This window comes from Limosilactobacillus secundus, from assembly GCF_020784695.1.
Classification (GTDB): Bacteria; Bacillota; Bacilli; order Lactobacillales; family Lactobacillaceae; genus Limosilactobacillus; species Limosilactobacillus reuteri_F.
Genome location: NZ_JAJGUA010000024.1, coordinates 19,839 through 33,522 on the forward strand (window position 1 = coordinate 19,839; position 13,684 = coordinate 33,522).

12 protein-coding genes and 1 riboswitch are annotated in these 13,684 nt (G+C 40.3%); of the genes, 9 read left to right on the plus strand and 3 right to left on the minus strand.

Features of this window, described 5'->3' with window-relative positions:
- Positions 1–83 precede the first annotated feature (83 nt).
- From LMB57_RS01770 to LMB57_RS01780, 3 genes are all read left to right on the plus strand, one after another.
- Complete coding sequence (locus tag LMB57_RS01770) at positions 84–995, plus strand: proline-specific peptidase family protein (protein ID WP_169471540.1); 912 nt, start codon at positions 84–86, stop codon at positions 993–995.
- Between the two features lie 235 nt (positions 996–1,230).
- On the plus strand, positions 1,231–3,894 hold the full coding sequence (locus tag LMB57_RS01775) for an HAD-IC family P-type ATPase (RefSeq protein WP_229271365.1): 2,664 nt from the start codon (positions 1,231–1,233) through the stop codon (positions 3,892–3,894).
- A 136-nt stretch (positions 3,895–4,030) separates the two neighbouring features.
- The gene (locus tag LMB57_RS01780; RefSeq protein ID WP_229271366.1) at positions 4,031–4,498 is read left to right on the plus strand and encodes a Dps family protein; all 468 of its coding nucleotides are present in this window, start codon (positions 4,031–4,033) and stop codon (positions 4,496–4,498) included.
- Positions 4,499–4,561: 63 nt separating this feature from the next.
- On the opposite strand, the gene LMB57_RS01785 is transcribed toward LMB57_RS01780, so the two are convergent.
- A complete protein-coding gene (locus LMB57_RS01785) occupies positions 4,562–5,980 on the minus strand; it encodes an APC family permease (RefSeq protein WP_229271367.1) in 1,419 nt (472 codons plus the stop codon).
- Between the two features lie 130 nt (positions 5,981–6,110).
- Between LMB57_RS01785 and LMB57_RS01790 the strand changes: the two genes are divergently transcribed.
- Positions 6,111–6,767, plus strand: a complete 657-nt coding sequence (locus LMB57_RS01790) for an HAD family hydrolase (protein ID WP_229271368.1) — start codon at positions 6,111–6,113, stop codon at positions 6,765–6,767.
- 155 nt (positions 6,768–6,922) lie between these two features.
- Here LMB57_RS01790 and LMB57_RS01795 read toward each other — a convergent pair whose 3' ends face one another.
- Positions 6,923–7,921 carry an NAD(P)/FAD-dependent oxidoreductase gene (locus tag LMB57_RS01795; RefSeq protein WP_229271369.1) on the minus strand — a complete coding sequence of 333 codons (999 nt, stop codon included), beginning with the start codon at positions 7,919–7,921 and terminating at the stop codon, positions 6,923–6,925.
- Positions 7,922–8,085: 164 nt separating this feature from the next.
- Between LMB57_RS01795 and LMB57_RS01800 the strand changes: the two genes are divergently transcribed.
- Both LMB57_RS01800 and LMB57_RS01805 read left to right on the plus strand, forming a co-directional pair.
- Positions 8,086–9,048 (plus strand): nucleoside hydrolase, encoded by a 963-nt coding sequence (locus LMB57_RS01800; RefSeq protein ID WP_003664874.1) that lies wholly within the window; start codon positions 8,086–8,088, stop codon positions 9,046–9,048.
- Between the two features lie 141 nt (positions 9,049–9,189).
- Positions 9,190–9,945: a glucose 1-dehydrogenase gene (locus LMB57_RS01805; RefSeq protein ID WP_229271370.1), complete on the plus strand. Its 756-nt coding sequence runs from the start codon at positions 9,190–9,192 to the stop codon at positions 9,943–9,945.
- 62 nt (positions 9,946–10,007) lie between these two features.
- On the opposite strand, the gene LMB57_RS01810 is transcribed toward LMB57_RS01805, so the two are convergent.
- Positions 10,008–10,793 (minus strand): sulfite exporter TauE/SafE family protein, encoded by a 786-nt coding sequence (locus LMB57_RS01810; protein WP_229271371.1) that lies wholly within the window; start codon positions 10,791–10,793, stop codon positions 10,008–10,010.
- A 107-nt stretch (positions 10,794–10,900) separates the two neighbouring features.
- A riboswitch (TPP riboswitch) is annotated at positions 10,901–10,990 on the plus strand.
- 67 nt (positions 10,991–11,057) lie between these two features.
- Between LMB57_RS01810 and LMB57_RS01815 the strand changes: the two genes are divergently transcribed.
- The 3 genes from LMB57_RS01815 to LMB57_RS01825 are packed head-to-tail and all read left to right on the plus strand — an operon-like array spanning position 11,058 to position 13,648.
- Positions 11,058–11,618, plus strand: coding sequence for an ECF transporter S component (locus LMB57_RS01815; protein WP_229271372.1), 561 nt, complete (start codon positions 11,058–11,060; stop codon positions 11,616–11,618).
- A 4-nt stretch (positions 11,619–11,622) separates the two neighbouring features.
- Positions 11,623–13,005, plus strand: coding sequence for an ATP-binding cassette domain-containing protein (locus LMB57_RS01820; RefSeq protein ID WP_229271373.1), 1,383 nt, complete (start codon positions 11,623–11,625; stop codon positions 13,003–13,005).
- Entirely contained in the window at positions 12,995–13,648 is a 654-nt protein-coding gene (locus tag LMB57_RS01825; RefSeq protein WP_229271374.1) for an energy-coupling factor transporter transmembrane component T family protein, read from the plus strand. The genes LMB57_RS01820 and LMB57_RS01825 overlap by 11 nt, the downstream gene beginning before the upstream one ends.
- Positions 13,649–13,684 lie beyond the last annotated feature (36 nt).

A 13,684-nucleotide genomic window follows, 5' to 3' on the forward strand; every position in this document is an offset into this window, starting at 1 on the left:
AGAGGATAGAAACTAGTTTTAGCAGAATTAAGCTAATTGAGGTAAAATAGTTAATATTATCAATAAAAAGGAGAGATTCGAGAATGAAACAAGGCACTAAAATTATTACCCTTGATAACGGCTATCATCTATGGACGAATACCCAAGGTGAAGGTGATATTCATTTATTGGCTTTGCATGGGGGTCCTGGTGGCAATCATGAATACTGGGAAGACGCTGCCGAACAATTAAAGAAGCAAGGTCTTAACGTTCAAGTAACAATGTATGATCAATTAGGTTCACTATATTCTGATCAACCAGATTTTTCTGACCCTAAGATTGCTAAAAAGTACCTTACTTACGAATATTTCCTTGATGAAGTAGATGAAGTACGAGAAAAGCTTGGCTTAGATAATTTCTATCTTATCGGTCAAAGTTGGGGTGGCCTTTTAGTTCAAGAATACGCTGTTAAGTATGGCCAACATCTTAAAGGCGCAATTATTTCTTCAATGGTTGACGAGATTGACGAATATGTCGACCGGGTTAATGAATTACGGGAAAAGACTCTTTCTCCAGAAGCTGTTGCCTTTATGAAAGAATGCGAAGCCAAGAATGATTACAGTAATCCTAAGTATCAAGAATACGTTCAAGTAATGAATGAACAATACGTTGACCGGAAGCAACCATCCAAGCTTTATCACCTTAAAGACCTTGGTGGCACGGCGGTTTACAATGTCTTTCAAGGTGATAACGAATTTGTGATTACTGGTAAGCTTAAAGACTGGCATTTCCGTGACCAATTAAAGAACATTAAGGTGCCAACTTTAATTACATTTGGTGAACACGAAACGATGCCAATCGAAACTGCTAAGACAATGAATAGTCTCATTCCAAATTCACAGCTAGTTACTACTCCCGATGGTGGTCACCACCACATGGTAGATAACCCCGATGTTTATTACAAGCACCTCGCTGACTTTATTCGGAATGTTGAAAATAATACGTTTAATAATTAATAAAAAGACCGAGGAATTGTTCCTTGGTCTTTTTATTAATAATCCGTGAATCATGTTTTAAAAATATCTTAACTAGAACTAAAATATTAGATGGATATGATACGATATTTATACAATAAATACGAAGGAATGATTAAAGCAAAAACTTAATATGGCTTCACTGATGTTGTGCGCTTAAGGTGTGGGACCTTTAAGCATTAGTCACTTTACTCAATTTATATATTTAAGGGGAAAAATGAAAGAAAATTATCAACTAACAACTGACGAAATAAAGAAAGAATACCAATTAACTGATTTTACTCACGGTTTATCAACCCAAGCTGTCGAAAAACGGCTTGCTGATGAAGGGCGTAATATCATTGAAGTAAAACCAACGCCCAAGTGGAAACTCTTCTTACGCCAGTTTAACAATATTGTTATCTACATTTTATTAGCCGCTACTTTACTGACCATTTTAATCGGTCACTATACCGATGCGATTGTTATCGGGGCGGTTGTCATTCTAAACGCGCTCATTGGTTATTTCCAAGAATCAAGCGCAGCGAATGCCCTCGCCAAAATCAAAGAGATGATGGCACAACATGCTACCGTCTACCGGAATGGTAAACGACAAGACATTGATGCCGCCGACCTTGTCCGTGGGGATGTTGTTTTCCTCGAAGCCGGTGATAATGTTCCAGCCGACTTACGAATCGTCTCAGCTGATAACTTGCGAATTGAAGAATCAGCTTTAACTGGTGAAACCAATTCGGTTATCAAAACTGATGAAGCAATTACCGACCAAGACGTTCCCCTCGCTGATCGTGTTGATATGGCATATGCTTCGACTTCAGTTACAAGCGGAAGTGGACTAGGAGTTGTAGTCGCAACTGGTGAACAAACCGAAATTGGTAAGATTTCACAAGAAGTTGCGCAAATCAAGCCAAAGAAGACACCATTAACTAAAGAAATTGACCATGTTGGAAAGGTCGTTTCTTACATTACGATTACTGCTTCAGTAGTTGTTTTCGTTGTCGGTTGCTTCCTCGAAATTTACTCCTTGCCTGCCCTTGCGCTCGCAGTCGTGGCAATGTTGGTTGGTGCGATCCCAGAAGGTTTGCCCGCAATCACCTCTGTTATCTTAGCCTTTGGTATTAGCAAAATGGCAAAAGAGCATCAGACGATCATCAAATCAATGCCTGCTGTTGAAACATTAGGCTCGGTCGATGTTATTGCTACTGATAAAACAGGAACCCTTACCAAAAACGAAATGACTGCCATTGAGTTATGGGTCGGCGATAAACACTACACGGTTACTGGAACTGGTTATGCTCCTAATGGTGAGATTCTCTTAAATGGCAAACCAGCCCAACTGACAGATCAGCTCAAACTTTTCTTAGAGGCTGGATACCAAGCAAATGATACGGTTTTAACTGATGAAGACGGCACTTGGCATATTAATGGTGAACCAACTGATGGAGCTTTCTTAACTCTTTACCACAAAGCGTTTGGGGCTAAATATCAATCGCCATATAAAGCGGTTGACCTCCTTCCATTTGATTCTGATTACCGTTATATCGCTGAATTAACTCGTGATCCGGAAGATAAGCAGCAAGTAATCTTTGTTAAGGGATCTCCAGACAAGCTCTTTGAAATGGCCGCAAAGGAAGATCCACAATTTGATACTGCCAAGTGGCAACAACGGGTAGATGACTGGTCCAAAGCCGGAAAACGAGTTATTGCGGTTGGTTATCAACCAGTTAATGGCGAAAACCTAATGGAAGTCGAACATGATCACCTCTACAAGGGAATTCACTTACTTGGTTTAGCTGCTCTTCAAGACGCACCACGCGAAGAAGTGATCGTTGCGTTAAAGCAGATGAACCGGGCCGGTGTTTCCGTTAAAATGATTACGGGAGATGACCCGCAAACCGCCCGTGCAATCGGTAAGCAACTAGGCCTATCAACCGGTCCAATCAACGCAATCACAGGAGCAGAATGGGACAAACTCTCTGCTAGTGAACGAGAAGAGGCTGCTTTAAATAACCAAGTCTTTGCTCGGACGACTCCACAGAACAAGCTTGAAATTATTGAAGCCCTTCAAAACCGGCAAAAGATCACCGCGATGGTTGGGGATGGAGTTAACGATGCTCCCGCCTTAAAGAAAGCCGATATTGGGATTTCAATGGGGATCAAGGGAACGGACGTCGCTAAAGATGCTGCTGACATGATCTTAGGAAATGATAATTTTGCGGTAATGGCTGCTGTTATCAAAGAAGGTCGGCGAATTTACGACAATATCAAAAAGAGTATCTTATTCTTATTACCAACCTCCTTTGCTGAAGGATTGGTGGTTGCCTTCTCTATTCTTACTGGTCAGCAAGTTCCCCTCCAACCGGCTCAACTATTGTGGATTAACTTAATCGCCGCAATCACTATCCAGTTCGCATTCGTCTTTGAAAAAGCAGAAAAGGGCATTATGGATCGCAATCCGCGACCAGTGACCCAACGTTTAATGAATCGGCATGATTTAATCCAGATGGGTTATGTCTCAGCTTTAATGGCGCTATTCGCCTTAATTGGTTATGAATGGTTCATCAGCGCAGGGGCAGACGTTGTCAACGCTACAACAATGATGGTTAATACTATTGTTATTAGTAAGGCCTTCTACTTCTTCAGTATTCGAACTGAACGATATGGACTAAAAGAAGTTGCAAATATTGGTAAGAAAGCCTGGGGCGTCATTGGATTAATGATTTTATTCCAATTGATCTTTACCTACGTTCCATTTATGCAGGCTGCCTTCCATGTGACTGGAATAAGTTTGTTAGAATGGCTAGCAGTAATTGTATTCTCTTGCCTAATCTTCTTATGTACTGAATCAGATAAAATGATTCGTTTCCGTCTAAATCGCCGATAAAATTAACGACACTGAATTAGATTTCATCTTCTTCAGTGTCGTTTTTATAAACTTTCGTAATGTTTCAATCAAATCTATGTAAGCGCATTCTAAAGTTTGATATGATACACCTAACACATAGAAAAGGAGTCTTATCATGAAATATCAAGAAACCAAAGAAACACTTAATCAATTAGTTGCTGATCTGAGTCAAATGGCAATGATAATTCATCAAACTCACTGGTATATGCGTGGCACTAACTTTCTAAAGCTACATCCATTAATGGACCAATTTATGGATGAAATCAACGCTCAACTTGATGTAATATCTGAACGATTATTAACTCTCGATGGTGAACCTTATTCTACCCTAAAAGAAATCGCAACCCATACGAAAATTAAAGACTGGCCAGGAAACTTTGATAAAACCACTCCCGAACGACTTGCCCATTTAGTCGCTGGCTATCGCTACCTTGAGGACCTTTATCAGCATGGAATTGAAGTGACTGATATTGAAAAAGACTATTCTACCCAAGATATCTTTATTGGTTTTAAGACGGCAATCGAAAAGAAAATCTGGATGCTGCAAGCAGAATTAGATCAAGCACCTGAAATCGATAATTAATAGTAAAATAGGCACCAAACTAATCGAGATTCGAACGTTTAGTGCCTATTTATTGTCTAAAATTTACTTTTTCTGGTTATCTAGAAGTCCTTCTTTTTCATCTTTTAATCGCAAGTCATCAAGCCATTTTACATGCTTTTCTTCGTAACTACGATCTTTCTTGATAAAGAAGTAGGCCGCCGCGGCAAGAATGGCGATGACAGTTCCGACAAGCAGGGTCTTAGCCGTAAAATTAGTAACCATGTAACAAGAAACTAATAATGCAAAGCTGGGGATAAGATATTTCCCAGGTAATTTGAAACCGTGTGTTGGATACTCATTGCTATGTTCAAACTTAATTACTGCAAGAATTGAAGGAACATATTGAATAAACGAAGCTAAAACAGTACAACTAACTAAGAAAAGATAACTCTGGGTAGCGAATATAGCAGAAAGGATTGATGTTAATAAGATTCCAACCCATGGGGCATCATGTTTATTCTTCTTCCCAATAAATTTTGGTAACATTCCGTGCTCATTAGCCATTGAGGCAATTAACGATGGCGTGTTAAACGAAGCTGAGAAGGCAACCCCAAAGATACTTACAAGCATTCCGAAAATAATAAAGGCATATCCCCACTTGCCAATAGTGGTTCCGAGTCCCTTCGCAAGGGCACCTCCCAAAGCATTAGCCAGTGGTGTTGAGTACCCACCTAATTTAGTACCGGAAAGCCCAACGGCAACGGTCATCATCAACGCATCCAAAATAGTTACACTCACCATGACTGCAATTAACACCCGCGGAATATTCTTTTCTGGATTCTTCATTTGCTTAGCAGCAATTGGTAAAAATGAAAAACCAGTAAAAAGATAAAAGATCGGGGTAAAGGCTTCACCAAAATGATGAATAAATGGCATTGGCCCCTTTAAAGCTGCTTGGGGAATCACTGGTGAGAAATTAGCTTTATGAATGAAGAAGACCCCAACTACAATAAAGATGATCAACGTAAGGATTTTAGCAGCGGCTGATACATTATTAACTAGTTTAACAAGGCCGCGACCAAAGAAATTAATAACCGCAAAGAGAACAATTAAGCCAAAAGCAGCGGCCCCATAAATAAGTGGTCGATTAAAGATTGGCAAGAAACTCTTGAGGGTAGTTAATAAGGCAACAATTTCCGCTGAAAGAGTACAACACCCTAAGAACCACGTAAAAATCCCTAACTCATAACCGGTAAATCGTCCGAACGCATGATAAGAATAAAGCCATGCTGCCCCTGAGCCGGTAAAACGACTAGAAAGATCGGCATAACATAGGGCGATCAACGAAACGGTTATTGCCGTACATAGCAAAACTGCTACAGCCGATAAGTTCATGTACCGATAGATAACAGATGGCAGTAAGAATGTTCCTGAGCCAATTACTCCATTAATCCCTAAAAAGTAAATCGAGATGAAAGATAGCTTTTTAGGTACTGATTTTTGATTACTGATAATGACCACCCCACATAAATTTTATAATTCCATTTATATTGTAGTCTTTTTCAAATAAAAGGTAAATTATCAGCTATTCTAATCTCAATCTTTTTCGAAATTGTTATACAATTAAGAACATACTTATATTTGATAAAGGATGAATAGAATGGCACAGAAGATTGAGAATTTTATTTTTGATATTGATGGCACTTTAATTGATACTATTGATATGTATATGCCAGCAATGATTGATACTTTAGCACAACATGGTCACCCAGTTGCGCCCGACAAAGTAGAACAAACTAAACATGACTTATTTGGTATTACTGGTCGAGATGCTCTTCGCTTGGCTGGAATTAGCGAAGATGAGATCCCGGCGATCCAACAAGACTGGTTTAAGCTAGCTTATCAACGGGCGGATCAGGCAAAAGTGATTGAAGGAATTCCAGAAATGCTTAATACCCTTGCCAATCGTGAAGATGCAAAGATCGCCATCGCCACTTCAAAGCTTGCTGACGAGTACCAAGAATATTTCGTTAACAAATATGACTTTGCAAGATTATTTAAAGTTGCCATTACGTCTGCGGATACTAAAAAGCATAAGCCAGCTCCAGATCCTATTTTAGCGGCGATGGATAAAATGGGAGCCGATCCGGCAACCACTGTTTATGTTGGGGACACAATCAATGATATGAAAGCCGCCCATGCAGCCGGTGCCAAGTTTGCAGGCGCCCTTTACTCTTCCGCAAATCCCGACAGTATTAAAGCTGCGGACTTCCCATTAATGAAGCCGGCTGATCTCTTAGAAATTTAAAACAAATAAGAAGTCTCTGATGTTTAGAATTCAAACGTTAGAGACTTCTTTTTAGTTTTTTCAATTATCTATTTTAAATTTCTAAGGCAGCATCGCAATCAAGCTTAAAAACTTATTATCCAACTGAAATAATGTGTTACAGTAGGGACATTTTTTCATTTAGTAATCCCCATTGAAGAGCTATGCATTGCCATTCGCTTATCGGGATAGAGTTTCTTAGCTAGGGCGGTTACCGCAGTGGGTGCTTCCCCAAAGCCAGCCGCAATCAACGCGACTTTCCCCGGATAGGTCACACCATCCCCGATCGCGTATACTCCTTCAATACTGGTCTCCATCATTGAATCAACTTTGATCAAGTTGCGCTCTGCTGCTAAGTCAAGGGACCACTGATTCAAGGCCGCATTATTAGAGGTAAAGCCATAGTTAACCACAATCTTATCCACATTCAATTGCGCTTCATCGTCACTACGCATCTTCTTAAGATCGAGCGTTACCGTCTCATCATCTTCTACCGTTAATGCGCGTGGTAAGAAAGGCGTATCCAGTTGGACAGATGATTGTTTAAGCTGAGTTACAGTATGCTCCAGGCCACGGAATTGGTCCCGCCGATGGACAAGGTGCACTTCCTTGGCAACCGGTTCAAGCATCAAAGCAATATCAATCGCGGAGTCTCCCCCACCAAGAATGGCAACCCGCTTGTCCGCATAATCAGCTTTATGGTTAACAAAATATGAAAGCTGCTTGCCTTCAATCTCGGCTGCTCTCTCCAAAGCAAGCTTACGGGGAGTAAACGCTCCGTTACCAAGAGCAATAATTACTGCTCGTGACCGGGATACCCGCTTAGCTGATTTGATGGCAAAGGTTCCATCATCTTCTTTGATGACGTCCTCAACAGTTTCGCCAAGGAATTGATCAATCGGTGCCACTGCCATTTGCTCATCTAGCTTAGCGATCAGGTCATGTCCAGTTACGCCTGGCATTCCTGCTACATCCCAAACTTGTTTTTCAGGATAGAGCGCCCCTACTTGCCCGCCAAGTTGCGGAAGGCTTTCAATTAGCTGGGCATCTAATTCATGAAGGCCGCAATAAAATGAAGCAAACATCCCTGCTGGGCCTCCACCAATAATTGTCACATCATAAATTTTCTCTGCCATTTCTCCTCTGATCCTTTCATTTCCATCTCTAGAAGTATTATATCATCTTTATTTTTGATAAAATTTCGTAAGCGGTCTCAAATTTTAATTGTAATTATTCCAAATTTAAATTAACATATTATATACAGAGATTGATTTTGCTTAAAATTGGAGGAATAAATACTATGGCAAAACGTAAAATGATTCTTGATTTAGATACTGGTGTTGATGACGCTTTAGCTATTGCCTATGCGCTCGCTGACCCAGAAGTTGATCTAATCGGAATTGTAAGTTCATACGGTAACAACCTATTAGATGTTTGTGCCGAAAACAGCCTTAAATTATTGGAATTATTAGGTCACACTGATATTCCAGTATTTAAGGGTCTTCCACATTCATGCACTACTGACCACTTTGATGTAATGCAAGTTTCAAAGGATATCCACGGTGATAACGGGATCGGTGATGTTGAATTACCGGCGCCAAGTCGGGCTCTTGAAGAACAATCCGGTGTTGATTTCTACATCGAAGCCGCTCACAAGTATGGCAAGGACTTAATCATCATCCCTACTGGTCCAATGACTAACTTAGCTGCTGCTTTGAAGAAGGATCCTGAAATTGCTGACTTGATTGGTAATGTCACATTCATGGGTGGGGCCTTAACTGTTGAAGGTAATGTTACTCCTGTCGCAGAAGCTAACATTAACCAAGATCCAAAAGCTGCTGATGAAGTAATGAAGTCCAACTTGCCACTTACGATGGTTGGTCTTGATGTTACTTTGCGGACTCTCCTTACTAAGAACGAAACAAAGCAATGGCGTGAATTAGGCACTGCTTCTGGTAAGGCATTTGCTGATATTACCGACTTCTACATCGACGCTTACTACAATCTTGATATTGATAAGCGTGGTTGTGCCCTCCATGATCCATTAGCTGTTGGTGTTGGGATTGACCCATCATTTGTTTCAACTATTAGCTTATTCATGAAGGTTGTTTACCAAGAAGGACCTTACTATGGTCGGACAATTGGTGACAACGCTAAGTTAAACGATCCTAACCCTAATGTTAAGGTTGCCGTTAACGTTGATAAAGAACGTTACCTCAAGGCCTTCATGGACCGCTTAAACAAGCTTTTCAAAGAAAACTAAATTTAATTAAGAGGCTGTTGAAAATAATTCTCCAGTCTCTTTTCATTTTACAATGCATTATTCTCCTGTTTTTCTTCGATAGTTGTTATAATAAAATTTGTAAAGGATTGTTTTTGATTTTACTAAGGAAGTGTCTTATCAATGGGTCGTTTAGACAATAAAGTTGCAATTATTACTGGTGGTTCTAAAGGAATTGGAGCCGCTGTCGCAAAGAAATTTATTGAAGAAGGCGCAAAGGTTGTTTTAACCGCTCGGAAGATGGACGAAGGACAAAAAGTCGCTGACCAACTAGGTGACAATGCGATCTTTATCCAACAAGACGTTGCTCGGAAAGGAGACTGGGACCGGGTAATTCGCCAAACTATCCAAGTCTTCGGAAAGCTCAATATTGTGGTTAATAACGCGGGAATTGCTGAATATGCCGATGTTGAAAAGACAAATGCTGAAATTTGGGATAAAACAATTGCTGTTAATCTCACTGGTACGATGTGGGGAACCAAGCTTGGTATTGAAGCAATGAAGAACAACGGTGAAAAGAATTCAATCATCAATATGTCATCCATTGAAGGGCTAATTGGTGATCCCGACCTCTTTGCCTACAATGCTTCTAAGGGTGGTGTTCGCCTCTTAACTAAGTCCGCTGCACTTGATTGTGCCCGGAAAGGCTATGACATCCGCGTAAATACAATTCATCCCGGTTATGTCTCAACTCCACTAGTTGATAATTTAGTCAAGGATGATCCAAAAGCTGAAGGCCACCTAGAAAGTCTTCATCCCCTTGGCCGTCTTGGAAAGCCAGAAGAGATTGCTAACCTTGCTTTATACCTTGCTTCAGACGAATCAAGCTTTAGTACTGGTTCAGAATTTGTCGCTGACGGTGGCTACACGGCTCAATAATATTTATAAAAAATAAAACTAAAAGGATCATTGCCAAACTAGGTGACAGTGATCCTTTTGTTTCACATTAAATTCCGAATAACCAATGAAACTGCCAAAATCAATGATCCAATACCGACAATTATTTGCATCAAACGGCCAGGTAGGTGACGAACAATAATTGGTCCTAAGTAGCCCCCGATTACATTTCCAATCATCAACGGAATAACATAATTCCAATAAATTGTCGTCTCAAGTGCGAACACTATCCAGGATGTTGTATTTGTAACCGTCATCGCAACATTTTTTAGCGCATTATTAACGGCGAAACTCTTTTGCCGATTAATCACTGTCAGCAAGGTTAGCATTAACACTCCGGCACCCGCATTAAAGAAGCCGGAATAAATCCCAACAATAAAAATACCAATGATTGATAAAAATTGGCCGATCCGTGATTTACCAAATAATTTACTATTTTCTGCCATCGTCCCCGTACTTTGCTTCGGGTGATGGGGAAACAACAAGATAATTCCGGCTATCGCAATGCATAATGGCACCAGTTCCGCAAACCACTTACTGGGGACAGCAAAGAGCAAAAAAGCCCCAATAACGGAACCAGCAAATACCAATGGCAGAATAATCCATAATTGTCGTCGATTATGCTCTAATTCCTTAAACGATGAAAAGACCGAACTATAATTACCAGTAATTGTCGAGAAAGCACTTGTTACATTTGCCATCACCGGTGGTAATCCTAATGCAAGCAGTGAAGGATATGAGACTAATGATGCTAAACCAGCAGCTGCACTAATAATCCCCGACAGAATCCCAATTCCTAGTAATAATAAAACAAAAACTACTCCACTCATTTTTAAACCATCCCCTTAAATGCTAGTATTAATTGTAACCCACTTTTCTAAGATAAGTAACCTAGTTAACGATTTGCATTCCGTTATAATATTAGCTATGATAATGGAAAACAAATCTGGGGTGCCAAACGGCTGAGATAATACCCATTGAACCTGCTCTGGTTAATACCAGCGAAGGGAGATTCAGTGATATTAACTTAATGATTAACTCCATGATTTTTTGTCATGGAGTTTTTTTACCCTTATATCTTAAGGAGTTTTATTATGACTAAACGTTCACTACATTTGCGTGACATTATTTTGCTTGCCCTAATTGGAATTATTTTTGGTGTAATTTATTTTGCGGCCGGTTTTGTCTATAACGGCTTAACTGTTCTGCTGACACCAATTGGTTATGGTCCAATGGCGAATGATTTAACAATGGGAATCTGGTGTATGGCTGGACCACTTGCCGGTTTCTTGCTACGGACACCAGGAGCGGCTTTCCTTGGTGAGTTTTTGGGAGCAGCCGTTGAAATGCTTCTCGGCGATCAGTGGGGAGCAGCGAACCTAATTTCTGGAGTGGTTCAAGGTATCGGATCTGAGCTAGGTTTTACTTTTACGCTCTATAAAATGTATAACTGGTTGACCCTGCTCATCTCATCCCTTACCCTTACATTTGTTACCTTTGGCTGGGATTGGTTCCGCAATGGTTATAGTCACTTCAGCGGACAAATGCTCATCATTATGCTCATTGCACGCTTCATTTCAATGTTTGTCTTCTCTGGAATTCTAGTTAAATTGATTACTAACCTTCTCCAACGAGCCCACTTAATCAAACGCTAAGACTATGAAAAATATACGATTTAAAGACCTTTCATTTAATTTTGATCAGCAACCAATTCTTAAAAATATCACCGCCGAATTTGCTGCCGGAAAGATTCACTTACTTACCGGGGTCTCTGGTAGCGGCAAATCCACCATTCTCAAGTTAGTCGCTGGGCTTTTGCCTAAATATGGCGGTGAAATAGTTACTGGAGCAGTCGATGTACCAACAGCTGCCCAAATCGGGATGGTATTCCAAGATCCGTTAATGCAATTTGCCCTCGATACGCCACGCCACGAATTAGAATTTACCCTCGAAAATTGCCAGGTACCAACTGACAAAATTCCAGAGCGTGTTAAAGAAGCTTTACGATTTGGTAAAGTTGACGATCTTGCTAACCGGTTAATCACAACTCTTTCCGGTGGGCAACAACAGCGCGTGGCTTTAGCAGCTACTACGGCAATGCAACCAAACGTGCTTTTATTAGACGAACCCTTTGCCAATATTGATGAAGAAAACCGGCAACTTATCCTCAAACAATTAGTCCGCCTCAACAGTGACTATCACACAACAATTATCATTACTGACCACGATTTGCATGGTTACGAGCAACTACATCCACTGGTTTGGCAATTAGCTAAGGGGCGTCTTACTCAACTTTCCAGTAAAAATAGTAGCCAACTTTTGACAGAGCGCGCTACTCCCCAAATTACCACTGCCCTTCCCCCGTCAACCTTGCCCGCAATTATCAAATTTGATGAATTAGCAATAAAACGCGATAATTATCCCTTACTTTTACCAACCAATTTAGGCATTGTTAAAAATAAAATAACTTTACTAACTGGACCAAATGGGATTGGTAAATCTACCCTTCTAAAGGCAATTGCCCGGCTTTTGAAATATGAGGGAATGATTGACTATGCGGGGGAAAGCATTCAAAAAATATCACCTGGGAAATATTACAAGCATCTGGGATTGATTTTCCAACATGCAAACGATCAATTCCTAAATGTAACCGTTGGCGAAGAACTGGCATTAGGCTTTAAAACTTGCCAGAACCCCTATTTTAATCAACAACAAGTCAACGAAGCATTAACAGCTCTTGGTTTGAACGGAAGAGAAGATCAAGTTGTTTATTCTTTGAGTGGTGGTCAAAAGAAAAAGCTGCAAATCTTGCTGATGTTAATGCGCGGACAAGAAACATTATTGCTTGACGAACCATTTACTGGTTTAGATCCGGCATCTTTAAAGACTGTCCTGCAACTAATCAAAGCATCCCAAAAAGAAAAGCCACAAACTTTGCTGATTGTTAGTCATCAATTAAGCGGACTTGATGGTTTCATTGATTATCACCTTACAATGAATCATCAACGTCTTAATTATGTTGGAGGGAGTTATGAATCCTAGTTTAAAATTATTACTTGTTATTTTGCTTTCACTTGAGCTGACTTTTGTGACTAAGCTGTGGATTAACCTGATTGTCATCGTGGTGTGTTTGCTAATCCTTATTCATCAGCGATTTCACTGGCGACAATTTTGCTGGTTGGCTTTTGTCCCCCTTTTTCCGGCACTAGCTATTTTTATTACAATTGTCTTCTTTAGTCCTAGTCATAGTCTCTTCGATGGAACCGTTCTTTTCAGTCGGCTCTACGTTTATGTCTGCCTTGGAACAGTTTTTACGTTCACAACCGATAATTTAACGCTTGCTCGCTCATTAGAACAAAATTATCACCTTCCCAGCAAATATGCTTATGGAGTGCTCGCCGCTCTTAATCTGATTCCAAAAATGAAACAAGCCGTTACAACTATTTATACGGCCGGACAAATGCGGGGTGTTAATTTACATTGGTGGTCACCAACGCTCTATTTCAAAGCGATTCTGGTTGCTATTCAATGGTCGGATCAATTAGCGCAAGCCATGGAATCACACGGCTTCGTAGAAGGACAAGCCCGAACAGCTACCGTGGATATTCCGATTACCAGCCACGATTGGCTTTCTTTTTTTAGTATTATTTGCCTTGTACAGATAATTGTAATTGCGCTCCCTTGAGTTTTCATGCGATAATAATATAAAAAGAAGGGACTG

Excerpts from the sequence above, each read along its gene's own strand:
- LMB57_RS01770 (WP_169471540.1), top strand. The coding sequence starts at position 84 with ATGAAACAAGGCACTAAAATTATTACCCTTGATAACGGCTATCATCTA.
- LMB57_RS01775 (WP_229271365.1), top strand. The coding sequence starts at position 1,231 with ATGAAAGAAAATTATCAACTAACAACTGACGAAATAAAGAAAGAATAC.
- LMB57_RS01780 (WP_229271366.1), top strand. The coding sequence starts at position 4,031 with ATGAAATATCAAGAAACCAAAGAAACACTTAATCAATTAGTTGCTGAT.
- LMB57_RS01790 (WP_229271368.1), top strand. The coding sequence starts at position 6,111 with ATGAATAGAATGGCACAGAAGATTGAGAATTTTATTTTTGATATTGAT.
- LMB57_RS01795 (WP_229271369.1), bottom strand. The coding sequence starts at position 7,921 with ATGGCAGAGAAAATTTATGATGTGACAATTATTGGTGGAGGCCCAGCA.
- LMB57_RS01800 (WP_003664874.1), top strand. The coding sequence starts at position 8,086 with ATGGCAAAACGTAAAATGATTCTTGATTTAGATACTGGTGTTGATGAC.
- LMB57_RS01805 (WP_229271370.1), top strand. The coding sequence starts at position 9,190 with ATGGGTCGTTTAGACAATAAAGTTGCAATTATTACTGGTGGTTCTAAA.
- LMB57_RS01810 (WP_229271371.1), bottom strand. The coding sequence starts at position 10,793 with ATGAGTGGAGTAGTTTTTGTTTTATTATTACTAGGAATTGGGATTCTG.
- LMB57_RS01815 (WP_229271372.1), top strand. The coding sequence starts at position 11,058 with ATGACTAAACGTTCACTACATTTGCGTGACATTATTTTGCTTGCCCTA.
- LMB57_RS01820 (WP_229271373.1), top strand. The coding sequence starts at position 11,623 with ATGAAAAATATACGATTTAAAGACCTTTCATTTAATTTTGATCAGCAA.
- LMB57_RS01825 (WP_229271374.1), top strand. The coding sequence starts at position 12,995 with ATGAATCCTAGTTTAAAATTATTACTTGTTATTTTGCTTTCACTTGAG.